Genomic DNA, 13,566 nt, shown 5'->3' on the forward strand with positions numbered 1-13,566 from the left:
TTTTTCGCGCGCCCCCGGGCCGGGTTACCGTTGCCCGGTGGACAGTGACGAGGTGCTCCTCTCCGCGTGGCGCGGCGGCGACGCGAAGGCCGGCCGGACGCTCTTCGCGCGGCACGTCGACGGCGTGACCCGCTTCTTCTTCAGCAAGGTCCAGACCGGCGTCGAGGACCTGGTCCAGCGCACCTTCCTCGCCCTGCTCGAGCGCACCGAGGCGCCCGAGGCCGGCGTGCGCGCCTACCTGTTCGGCATCGCCAGGAAGCTGCTGCTGCGTCGGTTCCGCGACGAGTACCGCAGCCCGATCGACGCCGGCACGGTCTCGGTCGCCGATCTGCGGACCTCGCCGAGCGACCTCGTCGACCGCCGCCAGCACCTCCAGATCCTCTACCGGGCATTGCAGGCGCTGCCGCTCGACCTGCAGATCGCGCTCGAACTGTTCTACTGGGAGTCGCTGACGGCGGCGGAGATCGGCGCGGTGCTCGACCTGCCCGAAGGGACAGTACGCAGCCGCCTGCGACGCGGCCGCGAGCTGCTCGCCGCGCAGATGCAGTCACTGCCGGCCGCGGCCGTCGCGGCCGATCTCGAGACGTGGGCCCGCGAGCTCCGCGAGCGCGTCGGGCGGTGAGCCGCACCCGGACCTGTCGGTGGCCGCGAGCATGGTGTCTCGGAGTCGACCGTGCGCGGGCTATACTGCCGGAGTGCGGGTCCAGAAGGCGCTCATGATGGTGGCCATCGCCGCGGCCTGCAGCGAGCGCTCCGCGGAAGTCACGGAAACCTCGGTGGCCGCGAACGACGACGATTGCGCGAGGTGTGGGCCGGACGAGTGGTGCGACTGGTCCGACGACCGCTGCGGCGAGGGGGTCGGGCGCGGGACGTGCCGACCGCGGCCGCCGCCTTGCAAGCTGGTTCTGCGCTACACCTGCGCGTGCGACGGGAAGGTGTACGGCAACGAATGCGACGCGCAACAACACGGGGTCGACGTCGCGGCCGGCGGCGGCTGCGAGGTGCCGGAAGGGCTGCGCCCGTGCGGATACAACTACTGCGAGGCGGAGCCGGCGGGGTATTGCGCCGAGGTGCTGCCCGCGGCTCGCGGGGAGGCGAGCACGTTCGAGTGCGAGGGGTTCCCGTGGAGCTGCGTCGCCGACGACTGCAGCTGCATCGAACGCCCCCCGTGCGCCTCGCCGTGCGTGCCGGCCGAGGACGGCTGGTTCGAGCTCACCTGTCCCCCCGCAGCGCCGTCGACGAACTGATCGTCGGCGCCAGCGTCGGCGATTCGGGGCCTGTTCATCAGGATTGCGCGTTCGAGCCCTCGCGCCAAGAATCCGCGAGGTCATGTGAAGCCACGAGCGAGGCTTCTTCGACAGAAGCCAGCGCTCGCGGCCGCCGGGCGCGTCGCCGGGGTGCTGTGGACGGCGGGGCCACAAGCTTCCGCCGCGTGTGGACTGCGGAGCCACAGACGCGCGGCCGGGGCCCCGATATCGGCGTGCACTCGGGTGGCACGGTCGGTGCATTCCGAGTCGGCACACCGAGGAAACTCATGCGCTTCCATACACTCCTGAAGACCGCCTGCCTGTTCACTCTCCTGCCCCTCGCCGCCTGCGACGGCGCGGACCTCGACGCCGAGAGCCTCCGCGTCGAGCAACTCGCCGAGGAGGACGTACCCCCGCCGCCGAGCGCCGTGCGCGACGCCCCGGCCGACGAGGACGCCGAGGGCATCTCGCTGGACCCGAGCCTCGAGGTCGCCGACGCGGGCGACCCGAGCGCGGCCACCTGCTTCACCGGTCAGGTGCAGTGGCAGGACAACCCGAGCGGCAGCTGCGGCGGGTGCCTGATCAACAACGCGTACCCGGGCCAGAAGTACAACCGCTATTACCGCACGTGTCAGAACGGGGCCTGGGGCTCGTGGCAGTACTACAACAGCCCGTGCGTTGACTGCTGAGACCTGACTCGCCGCCCGTCGCCGTGCCCGTGCGGGCGGCGGCGGGATCGCCCGCGCGCGAGCGCGTCACCGATGGAGCGCCGCGATCTGTCTTTTAGACAGGTCGCGGCGCTGTCGCTTCCGGGGAGGCGGAGCCCGTCGCGGCCGGGGAGCGGTCGGGGCGCACGGTGGCGACGCGTGGGCCTTCGATCACCAGCAGGAGCGCGGCTCGAAGCGGACGTCGAAGTTGCCGCCGTAGTTGCTGTCCCACTGGCCCCCGGCCTCGGCCGCGAGCTCGATGTCCCAGGCGTTGAGCCCGCCGAATTCGTCGTGGGACCAGTAGAACAGGTGGTTCTCGACGGCGCTCGGGTAGCTGCAGATCCACTTGCCGCTCTGGTACGGCTCGAAGGTGACGTTGTCGCACGAGCTGTTCGGGTTGGGGCCGTTGGGGCACCAGAAGCAGCCGCGCGGGCCGGAGTCGAGGAACACGTAGGCGTCGTCGTTGACGCCGGGCAGGGCGTCGAGCATCGCGCTGTTGCCGTTGAGCGACACGTAGAAGTTGATCTGGTCGTCGGCATAGTCGTCGCGCAGGTAGCCGTCGTAGACGATCGTGAGCTTGTAGTGCTCGTCCCACGGATCGACGAAGTCGCGGATCACCTTGAACGGCCCCGAGTAGAGCGTCTCGGTGAGGCTGCACATGTCGTAGTCCGGCGGGTAGTTGGAGGCGTGCGCGGTCGTCGAGGCGAGGCCGAGCGCGAGGGTACAGAGCGTGACGGCGAGCGAGCGGGCTTTCATGCCGCCGGACCATACACCCGGCGGCGCGAGCGACCAGCGTCCATCCTCGCAGGCGCATTGCAGGCAGCGTGCGGTTCGCCGCGACTCGCGGGCCGGGGACGCGTTCGGCCACGAGAATCCCCCAGGCGGCCGTCAGGGCCGTTCGAGCCCGCGCCGGACCGTGCGCGGCGGCGAGCGGGCTCAGGCGACCCGCTCGTCGCCTTGGCTCGGGTCGCCGCAGGTCTCGGTGGGCGCGGCCATCGCATTGGCCGACGCGACGAGGATGTCCGGCTCCGTCGCATCATGGCTCGCTCCACTCGGTTTTGTCGGCAGCGAACTACGGCCAGGAACCAGGTGCGACGATTGTCGGTCCGGAGCCGGATCCCGACGGAGAATCACGTGCGTCCGAACGGCCCCACGCGAGGTGCCTGGGCCCGACGCAATCATGCCTGCGCTCGCGGACCGTCAGGCGCCGGTGCGTTCGATCGTGGCGCACCAGGCCCGCGCGCCGCCGGGATGAAGGTGGCTGGCGAAGCGGGTCGGACGGAGCTCGCGGACCGTCCAGCCGTCGTGAAAGGCGTCGCGCAGCTCGGCCTGGGAGATCCGCCGCGGGCCCTGCTCGCCGGTCTCCTCGTCGCTGAAGCAGAGGATGTGCAGGAGGCCGCCGGGCTGGATGGCGTCGGCCAGCGAACGCACGTAGAACACGCGCTCGCGGTCGCCGAACACGTGGAACAGGCCCGAGTCGAGCAAGGTGTCGAACCGCCGGCCGAGCGCGGCGAGGTTCAGGGCGTCGTGGACGAGGAAGCGGACGTCGAGCCCGCGCGCCTGGGCCTTGGCCTGAGCGCGGGCGATGGCCTCGGGCACGAGGTCGACGCCCCACACGCCGTGCCCGCGCTCGGCCGCGAACAGGGCGTTGTCGCCGGGGCCGCAGCCGACGTCGAGCACGTCACTACGGATGAGGCCGCCGTCGGCGAGGGCGACGAAGGCGGCCTGAGGCGCGCCCACGTCCCACGGCGGGGTGCCCTGATAGGCCTCCACGAACAGATGCGAGGGGACGCCAGGGTGCGCGGTGGTCGGCTTGTCGCTCATGCGCGTGGCGTAGCACGGGCGGGTGGTCGAGCTGACGAGGCGAGCGAGCGGGCGAGCGCCGCATGGCCGCGAGGCTGGCGAGCGGCCGGGCGTCGAGTCGAACGTTGTCTTGTGCTTGAGGCGGTGCAAATCGAGCGCCGTTTGCTCAATGATGTTTTCGTGCGGCCCGACAGTGCGCTCAGTCGCGAGTGGCCTTCGCCCGGCAACCCGAAGGTGCATGAATGTCTGAAAGAAGAGACACTTCAAGCCATTGTTCATCCGCTCGGTGCCGGATGCGGGGTCCTGTCGCGCCGGGGGTGGACGGGTCGAGCGATCTGCACCGTGGGTGACGGACTGGTGGCCCGAGCGGGGACGAGCACAGCGTTCAGGGGTCGAGGGTCGACGATGGATGTGCCTTGATTCGGCGAGGTGGCGGCCGCCTCTGGGACGGCCCCATGGGGCAGCGCGGGCTGCCCCTGGGGCCGCTGGCGGGCGCTTCGGTGAGGGGCTCGCGGAACTCCACGACAAATTCGGGGCACGTCGGTTGCTGAGGTCGATGGTGTCGACCGACGCAGCGACGAGCCCGCGCAGATGCCCTGCGGCGGCCTCGCCGGTGCCCCTCGAACGAACGAATGGACATTAGCGATGAAGGCGAATCAGATTACCTCGAAGATCGTGACATTGATGGCTCTCGCCGCCCTGACGGGGGCCTGTGACGCGGAGACCGGGCCCGACGCGCCCGAGCAGGCCGGGGGCATCGTCGCGGCCGCGGAGGACGAGGTGCGGGAGATCCGGGCGGAGGCCGACGCGGAGGCCATCCTCGACGAGATCGTCCTGGCCGAGGGCGCGAGCGTGCGGTTCGTCGACGAGCAGGTGTCGATCGAGGACGGCGGCGTCGGCATGCTGGCGCGCGGGATGCCGCGCTTCGCCGACGCGGTTCGCGCGCTCGAGTTGACGCCGCTCGAGCTGTACCTTGCGCTCGCGCCGGAGAAGGAGGCGCCGGCGCGGCTGTGGGAGGACCACGACCAGGCCGTGGAGCTGCAGGGGCGAGAGTCCCGGGCGCCGCGCGCGTTCCGGCTCGAACAGGGGCGCTGGCGCCGGCCGGGGACACGTTCGCGGCGCGGGCTCCGGAGCCGCTGTTCACGATGTGGAACGGCACGCTCCACATCACCGTGACCTGCTACCAGTGGTCCCAGGACTTCTGCCCGGACATCGCCGCCAACCAGGGCGGGTACGACTGGTGTGACTCGGGCCAGGCGACCAGCTCCGTCGCGTATGCCTATACCGGAGCCGCGGGGCAGCGGTGGCTCGGCGGCACGACGTGCTCCGAGCGCTGGGACTTCGAGGTCCAGGTCGAGGGCATCCCGGGGGCGTGGAGCTTCGTGTCGGGCACGGACATCTCCCAGACCGCCAACGATTGGGTCACTTATACCAGCAGCACGATCACCGCCAACAACTACCGTTCGAAGGTGCAGCTCACCAGCGCGTCGCCCTACAGCTACTATCTGACGGCGGCCCGCGACTGAGCGGCGGCGCCCCGCGAGCGCGCGACGGCCGGCGCTCGCGGGGTCGTCCGACGCGCGCGGGGCCGCGGGTCGTCCGCATCACATGTCCTTCCAGTCATGTCGGTGCGCCGTTCCGACCACGCATTTGTACGTCTTTTGAGGCATGTCTTAAAGGACATGTCTTCAAGGATATTGACGTCGCGTGCGCTTCGGCGCGGCGTCGCCCCGGGCAGCCACCCGGAACGGCGACAGCAGCGCGTCCGCGGCCTAGGCCTCGGGGTCGCGGCTGGGCAGGGCGATCGCGTACATCCCGAGCCAGCGGGTGATCTGCTTGCGCTCGCAGTCGTAGTGCTTGGCGGTCGCGCGGATGCTCCAGGCGTTGGCCTCGAGGGTGGCGAGCAGCGCCTCGCGGCTGGGGCGCGGCCGCGGGGCTCGCGGGCTCGTGCGGGCGGCCGGGGCGTCGACGGGCGGAGCTGCGGGCGCGGGCGCGGCGGCCGGTGGACCTGCCCCCAGGGACAGGAGGTGCGCGGGCCAGGCGTCCGGCTCGATGTCGCCGTCGGCGGCCCCGAACGCGTGGACGAAGCGCTGGAGGCCGCGCAGGTTGTCGGGCCACGGCTGCAGCAGCAGGGCCTCGGCGAGGGCGACCGGCAGCTCCAGCAGCGGCGGCTCGCCGCGGCTGCGCGGGGCGTGCCAGGCCCGGTGGAGGCGGTCGACCCACGCCAGCAGGTCGGCCCGGCGGGCGCGCAGCGGCGGCGCGTGGATCTCCCACAGCGCCATGCGGGCGTAGAGGTCGCGGCGGAACTTGCCCTGCTCGACGTCGACGGCGAGGGAGCGGTTGGTGGCGGCGATCAGGCGCACGTCGACGCGGTGGCCCTGGGTGCTGCCGACGGCCACGACCTCGCCGAGCTCGACGGCGCGGAGCAGCTTGGGCTGGAGGTCGAGCGGCAGCTCGCCGAGCTCGTCGAGGAAGAGGGTGCCGCCGGAGGCCGCGCGGAACATGCCGGGCTGCTCGGTGGTGGCGCCGGTGAAGGCGCCGCGGGTGTGGCCGAACAGCTGGCTCTCGACGAGTTGTGGGCTGAGGGCGGCGCAGTTGACGGCGACCAGCGGGCCGCGGCGGCCGCTGAGGCGGTGCAGCTCGCCGGCGATCCGCTCCTTGCCGACGCCGGTCTCGCCGAGGATCAGCGCGGGCGCGAGGTCGGGCCCGGCGCGGCCGATGGCCAGCCGCAGCTTGCGGGCCGCCAGCGACTCGCCGGGGACCGCGTCGGTCGAGACCTGCGGGGCGTCGCGCAGGTCGGCGTCGCGCCGCTCGTAGACCGCCAGGACGTCGCCGAAGCGCAGCACCGCCTGGTCCTCGAGGTAGACCGGCAAGGCGTGGACGGAGCGGCCGTCGACCCACGTGCCGTTGCGGCTGCCGAGGTCGGCGACGGTGTGGCAGCCGGCCACCGGGTCCCAGCGGAGCGCGGCGTGCTGGCGCGAGACGGTCTTGTGGGCGGCGACGAGCTGACCGGCGTCGCGCTGGCGGCCGAGCACCACCGGAGCCTCGCCGAGCGCCTGCGCCTCGCCCAGGCCACGCGGGTGCACGAGGACGAGCCGGGCGGTGCGCGGCGCCGCGCAGATGCGCACGGAGCGTTCGGTGGATGCGGTCTCCTCGGCGGACCGCGGCTCGAACGGCGTCTTTTCGAACTTGCGCGGGCCCATGGGGCGGGTTGATGGTGTCCCATGCGGCGGCACCGGGGCAAGCCGAGAAAAACCTGGTGTCGTCGCGCCCGGGGCCCCGCGATCGTTGAGGAAAATCGCGGCATGTCCGTTGCTGAGGGAGTGTCCACACAGCCCCGCGGTCGGGCACGCTGACCGCCGCTTAACCTGCTTGGAGTTACCCCGATCATGACATCGCCCGTCGCACGCTTTTTGCCCGTCTTCGCCACCCTGTCCGCGGTGACCCCCGCCTGCGCGCCCGAGCCCGAGTACCCCGAGCTGGAGTTCCGCACGACCTGCGGCGTGAACTGCCCCCCACCAACTCGCCGTACATCAACGACGCGCCGTTCCCGGAGCTGTCGCTGTCCGGGCAGCCGAACTCCGCCGGCGTGACCCTGGTCGGCCTGTCCGGCCCCCCGGGCAACGCAGCCCTCCACCCGCTCGTGGTCGCCAATCGCGACGAGCTGGTCGTCCTCGACGAGAACGATGACGTCCTCTACAGCGGCGCCGATCTCGTCGGCTGGTTCGTCCTCCTCGAGAAGGACAACGACACGAAGTGGGGCCAGATCGTCGCGTACAACCCCACGGAGCCGCCATTGGACGACAACGGTCGGCCCTTCACCACCTACGCGATCGCGTTCACCGACGCGAGCGGCCCCATCGTCACCACCAAGAACGTGTGCCCGACGTACTGGAACGAGCCGTCGAATCCGGTCCTGACGATCATCGCCGGCGAGACCTACGACCGGGTCGGCAAGTCGGTCGACCTGATCGACGGCGACTGGGTGACCTTCGCCTGCAAGGACGAGGCGGCCTTCAAGGCCAAGGCCCTCGGCTACGAGCAGAACGTGGAATTCGCCCAGACCGGCGCCCCGGCCACGCGGCAGCAGCAGGACGCGACGCTGAAGATGATCACCGCCGACTACTGCGGCACCGGCTTCAGCTTCACGGAGCAGAACACGAGCATCTTCTGGGGGAACACCGCCGGGACCGTCGTGCCCAAGGTGGACACGAACGACCCCGACGAGGTCGAGGGTATCGAGGCGGTGTGGGACGACAGTGGCGCGATCTGCCTCTCGACGCCGCGCAAGGAGGATGTCGCGGACGTCCTGGCCGAGTGCCCCGTGGCGATCCCGGACTGCGCCAACGTCAATTGGGCGAACATGACGCACGAATGGGTGACCTGGAAGCCTCTGTGACGCGCGGATGATCGGCGACGACAGCCTGGCGTCGGCGACCGGCTCGCCGGCGTCGAACAGCGACGAGGTGACGGCGGACCCGTCACCCCGGCCAGGAGCCGCGGCGCGCTCGCTGCCGGCGCGGCTCGGCCGCTACCACGTGCTGGGGCAGCTCGGCGCCGGCGGCATGGGGGTGGTGTACGCGGCCTACGATCCAGACCTCGATCGCAAGGTCGCGCTCAAGCTGTTGCGCGCCGACAGTCACACCGCCAGCCCCGGCCGCCTGCTGCGCGAGGCTCACGCGCTGGCCCGGCTGTCGCACCCCAACGTGGTCCAGATCCACGACACCGGGGCGATCGACGGCCGGATCTTCATCGCCATGGAGCTGGTCCGCGGCGTCGACCTGCGCAGCTGGCTGGCGCAGCCGCGGACGCCGGCGGAGGTGCTGCGGGTGTTCCTCGACGCCGGGCGCGGGCTGGCGGCGGCGCACGAGGCCGGCTTCGTGCATCGCGACTTCAAGCCCGACAACGTGCTGGTCGGCGAGGACGGGCGGGCGCGGGTGGCCGACTTCGGCCTGGTGCGCCAGCACGACGAGCCAGAGGGGCCGCCCGCGGCCGAGCCCGATCGCGGGACGCTGTCGCGCTCGCTGACGATGACCGGCGCGCTGCTCGGGACGCCGGCGTACATGTCACCCGAGCAGCATCGCGGCGGCACGGCCGACGCGCGCAGCGATCAGTTCAGCTTCTGCATGGCGCTGTGGGAGGCGCTGCACGGGCAGCGGCCGTTCGCGGGCGACGACGCGGCGGCGATCCTCGCGGCGATGCAGGCGGGGCAGCTGCGGCCGGCGCGAGGCCCCGGGGTGCCCGGTGAGCTGACGCGGATCGTCGCGCGCGGGCTGGCGTACGAGCCCGAGCGCCGCTACCCGAGCATGCAGGCGCTGCTCGCCGCGCTGGCGGTCGACCGCGGGCGACGGCGGCGGCGCTGGCTGGCCGGGCTGGGCGGGGCCTGTCTGCTGGCGGGCCTCGTCGCCGCCCTGACGAGCGGGCCCGAGCCGTGCAGCGGCGGCCCCGAGGCGCTGGCGGGGGCGTGGAACCCGGAGCGCCGCGAGGCCGTCGCCGCCGCGCTCGCGGGGTCCGACAGCTCGACGCGGGTGCTCGCGGGCCTCGACGCCTACGCCGGCGCGTGGCTGGTCGGGCACCGCGAAGCCTGCCTCGATCATCGCCGCGGCGAGCAGTCGAGCGCGCTGCTCGACGCGCGCATGGGCTGCCTCGACCGCCGGCGCGAGACGCTGGCCGCGGCGGCGCGCCTTTTGACCGGCGAGGCCGGGCTCGACGCCGTCCAGCTCGTCGCCCGCCTGCCGCCGATCACCGCCTGCGCCGAGCCGGCGGTGGTGCTCGGCGAGGCGCGGGTGCCCGACGATCCGGCGCTGGCCGGCTCCGTCGCGGCGACCGGCGCGGAGCTCATCGAGGCGCGCGTGCGCCACGACGCGGGCGACCTCGACGGGGCGCTGGTCAAGGCCGACGAGGCGGTCCGGCGGGCCCGCGGCGTCGGCTTCGAGCCGCTGCTCGCCGAGGCGCTGCTGGTCCAGGCGCGGATCCTGTTCAGCCGCACGCGTTGGGACGCGGCCCGGCCGGCGCTGGTCGAGGCGCTGACGCGGGCGGTCGAGGCGCGGCGCGACGACCTGGCCGCGGAGGCGATCGCCCGCCTGCTCTACGTCGACGGGGTCCAGAGCGGCCGCCCCGCGGAGGCGCTGCGCCTGGCGCCGCTGGTCGTCGCCATGGCCGGCCGCGCCCCCGAGCCGCACGCCGCCCGCGGGCTGGCGAACAACACCGTCGGCGCGGTGCAGTTCATGGCGGGCGACCGCGAGGGCGGCGCGGCGTCGCTGCGGCGCGCCGTCGAGGAGCTGCTGGCGGCGCCGCACGCCGACCCGATCGAGCTGGCCAACGCGATGCTCAACGCCGCGATGATGACCGTCGAGGGCGAGGCCCGCCACGCCGGCCTGGCCCGCGCCAACGCCCAGCTGGTCGCACACCTCGGGCCGCGTCACCCGCTCACGCTCGAACACCGGGCGATCGCTGGCCGTTACGAGCCGGAGCTGTCCGCGGCCGCGGCGACGCTGGCCGAGCTGTGCCCGGAGTACCTGGTGGTCGGCGGCGCCTCGTCGAGCTGCGGGTTCTGCTTCCAGTACCTGGCCCACCTGCAGATGTTCCGCGGCGAACCGGAAGCGGCGCTCGCCAGCGCCGGGCGGGTGCCGGCGTGCGCGTCGGAGGCCGGCGCCGGCGAGCAGGAGGCGCACCAGCGGGCCAAGGCGCGGGCGTTCGCCGCGGTCCACACCGGCCGCCCCGCGGCTGCGCTGGTCGAGGTGGAGCGGGCCCGGACGTGGACCGACAAGCTGCGCGAGGCGACGTGGATCGCCGGCGAGGTGGCGGAGCTCGAGCTGCTCCGGGGCCGCGCGCTGCTGCTGCTGGACCGCCCCGTCGAGGCCGCGGAGGCGCTCGGGCGGGCCGCCTCGTGGTTCGCGGGGCAGGCCGACGGACCCTCGCTGCTGCCGCTGTTGTGGCTGGCCGAGGCGCAGACGCTGCTCGCGCGGGCGCTTCTGGCCCGCACGCCGCCGGACCGCGAGCGGGCGGTCGCGCTGCAGGAGGAGGCGGCGGCGACGTGGGCCGCGCTGAAGGCGGCCGCGCCGTGACGGGTGTGTCCTCTATTCATGGTACATGTCATCAAGGACATGTCGTGAAGCGCATACGGTCAATGTATTCTCATGCGACAATGGACATGTCGCAGAGGACATGTCCGAAGGTGCGTGTCGTCGTCGCGGAGCGCGAGGCCGATGCGCCGCGGGAGCGAGGCGTCCTGGGGGAGGTCGAAGCTGCTGGCAGGGGGCGGGACGGTGGCGGTCGGGTTCATGAGGCTCTCCGGGGCGGCTCGCGGGCCCGGGAATGTCTCGAGCGGCGCCGGGCTGCGCGGCCTCGCTGCGAGGGCCGTTCGGGTCAGAGCGTCTTCAGGTACTCGAGCAGGGCCAGGCGCTCGGCGTCGTCGAGGTGATCGCCGAAGGTGTGGCCGCCGTTGCCGTAGCCGAACGCGGTGGTGTCGTAGATGAACTTGCGCTCGCTCGCCGGCGCCTCGGACCAGGCCATCGCCGGCTCCCACGGCCAGCCGAGCGCGGCCTCGTCGAAGTGGGTGCTGTCGTAGTCGAGCCGCCGCCACGTGCTCGGGCGCGCCGTGCTGTCGAGCACGAGCGCGATGCTGGGCACGGAGCCGTTGTGGAAGTACGGCGCGGTCGCCCAGATGCCGTCGAGCGGCGGCGCGGTGTAGCCGGGCGTCGGGTCGTCGGTCACGACCTCGCTGAACATGCCGTAGAACGACTCGTTGAACCAATCTTTCAGGTGATGATAAAAGCCGCCCTCGGCCGAGAGGGTGGCGAACGAGGGGTCGGTGCCGATCACGTCGAGCGGGATCAGCAGGTTGGGGTAGGTCTCGGCCGCGGGGTCGGCGGCGTAGGTGCCGTGACAGCCGGCGCAGTTGCACTCGAAGATCTCCGCGCCGTCGGCCGCGAGCGCCTCGTCGATCGCAAACGGGTAGCGCGGCGCCTCGAGCGAGGCGAGGTAGGCCTGGATGTCGGCGAAGTAGTCGACCACGGGCCCGGCCTCCTCCACGCTGTCGGTGCACAGCGACGACGCGAGGACCATGGTCCCGCGGTGGTCGCGGCGCGACATGCCGTTGGCGAAGTTGCTGGCCTTCTTGCCGACCCGCCACCACGGCGGCGGATCGGCCGGGATCACCAGCTCGGTCGACAGCTCGTAGCGCGGCTCGTCGCTCCACGCGAGCGTGACCGGGTCGCGGTGCGAGAGCAGGATGATGGCGAACATGACCGCCGGGTTGGCGCCGATCGTCAGCATCGTCGAATAGGGCCCGAGCGCCGCGGCGCGCGCCTTGAACTTGTTGAAGGCCGCGTTGGCGTCGCTGGTCTCGGGCAGGTCCGGCAGCGGCTCGGCGAAGTCGCTGAGCGAGGTCGTGAAGTCGGCCGAGGCCTTGCCGAGGCCGACGATCAGCTCGCCGTCGAAGTAGCCGGCGTGGCACTGCAGACAGTTGGAGACGACCAGCTCGCTGCCGTCCTCGAGGGTCACGACGTTCCAGGCGTGGCCGACCTCGGCGTTCTTGCCGGTGCGCCCGGGCAGCGGCTCCTCGACGCCGAGCACGTCCTCGGCGAAGCCGAACAGCTCCCAGGGGATCCCGCAACTGACGTAGTCCTCGGTGAGCAGGGCTTCGTAGCCCGCGGCCGGATCGCCGACCGGCAGCTCCGGGACGGCGATCGGCTGCCCGCTCTGCCACGGCCCGCCGTCGCACAGGGCGTGGCCGCCCTCGCTCGTGCTGTCGCCGCCGCTGCTGCCCGTGCTGGTGTCGGTGTCGCTGTCCGGCACGCCCGCCGCCGGGGGGACGCTCGAACAGGCGGACAGCAGCGTGACGACGGCGAGGGCGACTGGACGCATGCCCGCATCGTATCCGATCTCGCCGATCCTCGCCGAAGCGCCGCTCCGCGGCGGGCCGCGGGCCGTGGCGGCGGGCGAGCCAGCCGCGGACGCCCCCGTCACCCGGTGATCGAGGTCGGGCGGCCTCGCCCGTGCACAGATCCCCGGCCCGGCGCGACCGGAACTGTGTCTGTGGCCGGCCGCGACCCGGTGGTATGCCATGGCGAGGGGTCGAGTCGACATGAGCGACGTGCAGATCATCGGTCGTAGCAGCTCTCACTTCACCCGTTTGGCGCAGGTCTTCGCGCACGAGCTCGCGGTCCGGTTCGAGCTGGTGCCGGTCCACGACATGACCGTCGCCCGGCCCGAATTCTACGCCGGCAACCCGGCCCTGAAGCTGCCGACGCTGCGCAGGGGCGGCTCGCTGGTGTTCGGCGCCGAGAACATCTGTCGCGCGCTCGCGGAGCTCGCGGGCGCGGACCGGCGCGTCGTGTGGCCCGAGGAGCTCCGCTCCGACCTCGCGCGCAACGCCCACGAGCTGGTGCGGCACGGCATGGCCGCGCAGGTGCAGCTGGTGTTCGGGCCGGTCCTGTGCGGGCTCCCGGCCGACAACCTCTACTTCGTGAAGGCGCGCCACGGCTTCGAGGGCGCGCTGCGCTGGCTCGACGACCACCTCGCGCGCGTGCTGGACGAGCTGCCCTCGCCGCGCGACCTGAGCCTGTTCGAGGCGTCCCTGTTCTGCCTCGTCGACCACCTCTCGTTCCGCGCCACCGTGCCCGTCGAGCCGTACCCCGCGCTCGCGCGCTTCGCCGAGCGCTTCGCGGCGCGGCCGTCCGCCCAGCGCACGCAGTATCGATTCGACGCTCCGCCCGGGTGACAGGATTCGGCGCTCCGGTCGAGGCAGTCACCGCGATCGCCTGACTCTGACCGTGACGGTCGCGACGCCACGGCCTTCACGGGGG

Annotated in this window: 12 protein-coding genes; 8 read left to right on the plus strand and 4 right to left on the minus strand. The window is 72.6% G+C overall.

Annotated elements, in window-relative coordinates; genetic code table 11:
- The first annotated feature begins 37 nt into the window (after positions 1-37).
- The 3 genes from OV079_RS01925 to OV079_RS01935 all read left to right on the plus strand — a co-directional run bounded on the left by OV079_RS01925 (position 38) and on the right by OV079_RS01935 (position 1,936).
- Entirely contained in the window at positions 38-622 is a 585-nt protein-coding gene (locus tag OV079_RS01925; RefSeq protein ID WP_267765882.1) for an RNA polymerase sigma factor, read from the plus strand.
- Between the two features lie 73 nt (positions 623-695).
- Entirely contained in the window at positions 696-1,247 is a 552-nt protein-coding gene (locus OV079_RS01930) for a hypothetical protein (protein ID WP_267765883.1), read from the plus strand.
- Between the two features lie 287 nt (positions 1,248-1,534).
- Positions 1,535-1,936: a hypothetical protein gene (locus tag OV079_RS01935; RefSeq protein WP_267765884.1), complete on the plus strand. Its 402-nt coding sequence runs from the start codon at positions 1,535-1,537 to the stop codon at positions 1,934-1,936.
- Positions 1,937-2,125: 189 nt separating this feature from the next.
- On the opposite strand, the gene OV079_RS01940 is transcribed toward OV079_RS01935, so the two are convergent.
- Both OV079_RS01940 and OV079_RS01945 read right to left on the minus strand, forming a co-directional pair.
- Positions 2,126-2,710 carry a hypothetical protein gene (locus OV079_RS01940; RefSeq protein WP_267765885.1) on the minus strand — a complete coding sequence of 195 codons (585 nt, stop codon included), beginning with the start codon at positions 2,708-2,710 and terminating at the stop codon, positions 2,126-2,128.
- A gap of 444 nt (positions 2,711-3,154) precedes the next feature.
- Positions 3,155-3,778, minus strand: coding sequence for a class I SAM-dependent methyltransferase (locus tag OV079_RS01945; RefSeq protein ID WP_267765886.1), 624 nt, complete (start codon positions 3,776-3,778; stop codon positions 3,155-3,157).
- Positions 3,779-4,432: 654 nt separating this feature from the next.
- On the opposite strand from OV079_RS01945, the gene OV079_RS01950 reads away from it, so the two are divergent.
- On the plus strand, positions 4,433-4,933 hold the full coding sequence (locus OV079_RS01950; protein WP_267765887.1) for a hypothetical protein: 501 nt from the start codon (positions 4,433-4,435) through the stop codon (positions 4,931-4,933).
- Positions 4,903-5,283 (plus strand): hypothetical protein, encoded by a 381-nt coding sequence (locus tag OV079_RS01955; RefSeq protein WP_267765888.1) that lies wholly within the window; start codon positions 4,903-4,905, stop codon positions 5,281-5,283. Before OV079_RS01950 ends, OV079_RS01955 begins: the two co-directional genes overlap by 31 nt.
- A 246-nt stretch (positions 5,284-5,529) precedes the next feature.
- Here OV079_RS01955 and OV079_RS01960 read toward each other — a convergent pair whose 3' ends face one another.
- Positions 5,530-6,960 carry a sigma 54-interacting transcriptional regulator gene (locus OV079_RS01960; RefSeq protein ID WP_267765889.1) on the minus strand — a complete coding sequence of 477 codons (1,431 nt, stop codon included), beginning with the start codon at positions 6,958-6,960 and terminating at the stop codon, positions 5,530-5,532.
- A 386-nt stretch (positions 6,961-7,346) separates the two neighbouring features.
- On the opposite strand from OV079_RS01960, the gene OV079_RS01965 reads away from it, so the two are divergent.
- Positions 7,347-8,156 (plus strand): ADYC domain-containing protein, encoded by an 810-nt coding sequence (locus tag OV079_RS01965; protein WP_267765890.1) that lies wholly within the window; start codon positions 7,347-7,349, stop codon positions 8,154-8,156.
- A 7-nt stretch (positions 8,157-8,163) separates the two neighbouring features.
- Entirely contained in the window at positions 8,164-10,824 is a 2,661-nt protein-coding gene (locus tag OV079_RS01970; RefSeq protein WP_267765891.1) for a serine/threonine-protein kinase, read from the plus strand.
- Positions 10,825-11,125: 301 nt separating this feature from the next.
- Here OV079_RS01970 and OV079_RS01975 read toward each other — a convergent pair whose 3' ends face one another.
- Positions 11,126-12,625 carry a c-type cytochrome gene (locus tag OV079_RS01975; protein ID WP_267765892.1) on the minus strand — a complete coding sequence of 500 codons (1,500 nt, stop codon included), beginning with the start codon at positions 12,623-12,625 and terminating at the stop codon, positions 11,126-11,128.
- Between the two features lie 220 nt (positions 12,626-12,845).
- On the opposite strand from OV079_RS01975, the gene OV079_RS01980 reads away from it, so the two are divergent.
- A complete protein-coding gene (locus tag OV079_RS01980; RefSeq protein ID WP_267765894.1) occupies positions 12,846-13,481 on the plus strand; it encodes a glutathione S-transferase family protein in 636 nt (211 codons plus the stop codon).
- Positions 13,482-13,566: the final 85 nt, after the last annotated feature.

It is taken from the genome of Nannocystis pusilla (assembly GCF_026626665.1).
Taxonomy (GTDB): domain Bacteria; phylum Myxococcota_A; class Polyangia; order Nannocystales; family Nannocystaceae; genus Nannocystis; species Nannocystis pusilla.

Bases quoted from the DNA above. Each gene is read 5' to 3' on its own strand.
- OV079_RS01970 (WP_267765891.1), top strand. From the start codon at position 8,164: ATGATCGGCGACGACAGCCTGGCGTCGGCGACCGGCTCGCCGGCGTCG.
- OV079_RS01960 (WP_267765889.1), bottom strand. From the start codon at position 6,960: ATGGGCCCGCGCAAGTTCGAAAAGACGCCGTTCGAGCCGCGGTCCGCC.
- OV079_RS01935 (WP_267765884.1), top strand. From the start codon at position 1,535: ATGCGCTTCCATACACTCCTGAAGACCGCCTGCCTGTTCACTCTCCTG.
- OV079_RS01980 (WP_267765894.1), top strand. From the start codon at position 12,846: ATGAGCGACGTGCAGATCATCGGTCGTAGCAGCTCTCACTTCACCCGT.
- OV079_RS01975 (WP_267765892.1), bottom strand. From the start codon at position 12,625: ATGCGTCCAGTCGCCCTCGCCGTCGTCACGCTGCTGTCCGCCTGTTCG.
- OV079_RS01940 (WP_267765885.1), bottom strand. From the start codon at position 2,710: ATGAAAGCCCGCTCGCTCGCCGTCACGCTCTGTACCCTCGCGCTCGGC.
- OV079_RS01945 (WP_267765886.1), bottom strand. From the start codon at position 3,778: ATGAGCGACAAGCCGACCACCGCGCACCCTGGCGTCCCCTCGCATCTG.
- OV079_RS01955 (WP_267765888.1), top strand. From the start codon at position 4,903: ATGTGGAACGGCACGCTCCACATCACCGTGACCTGCTACCAGTGGTCC.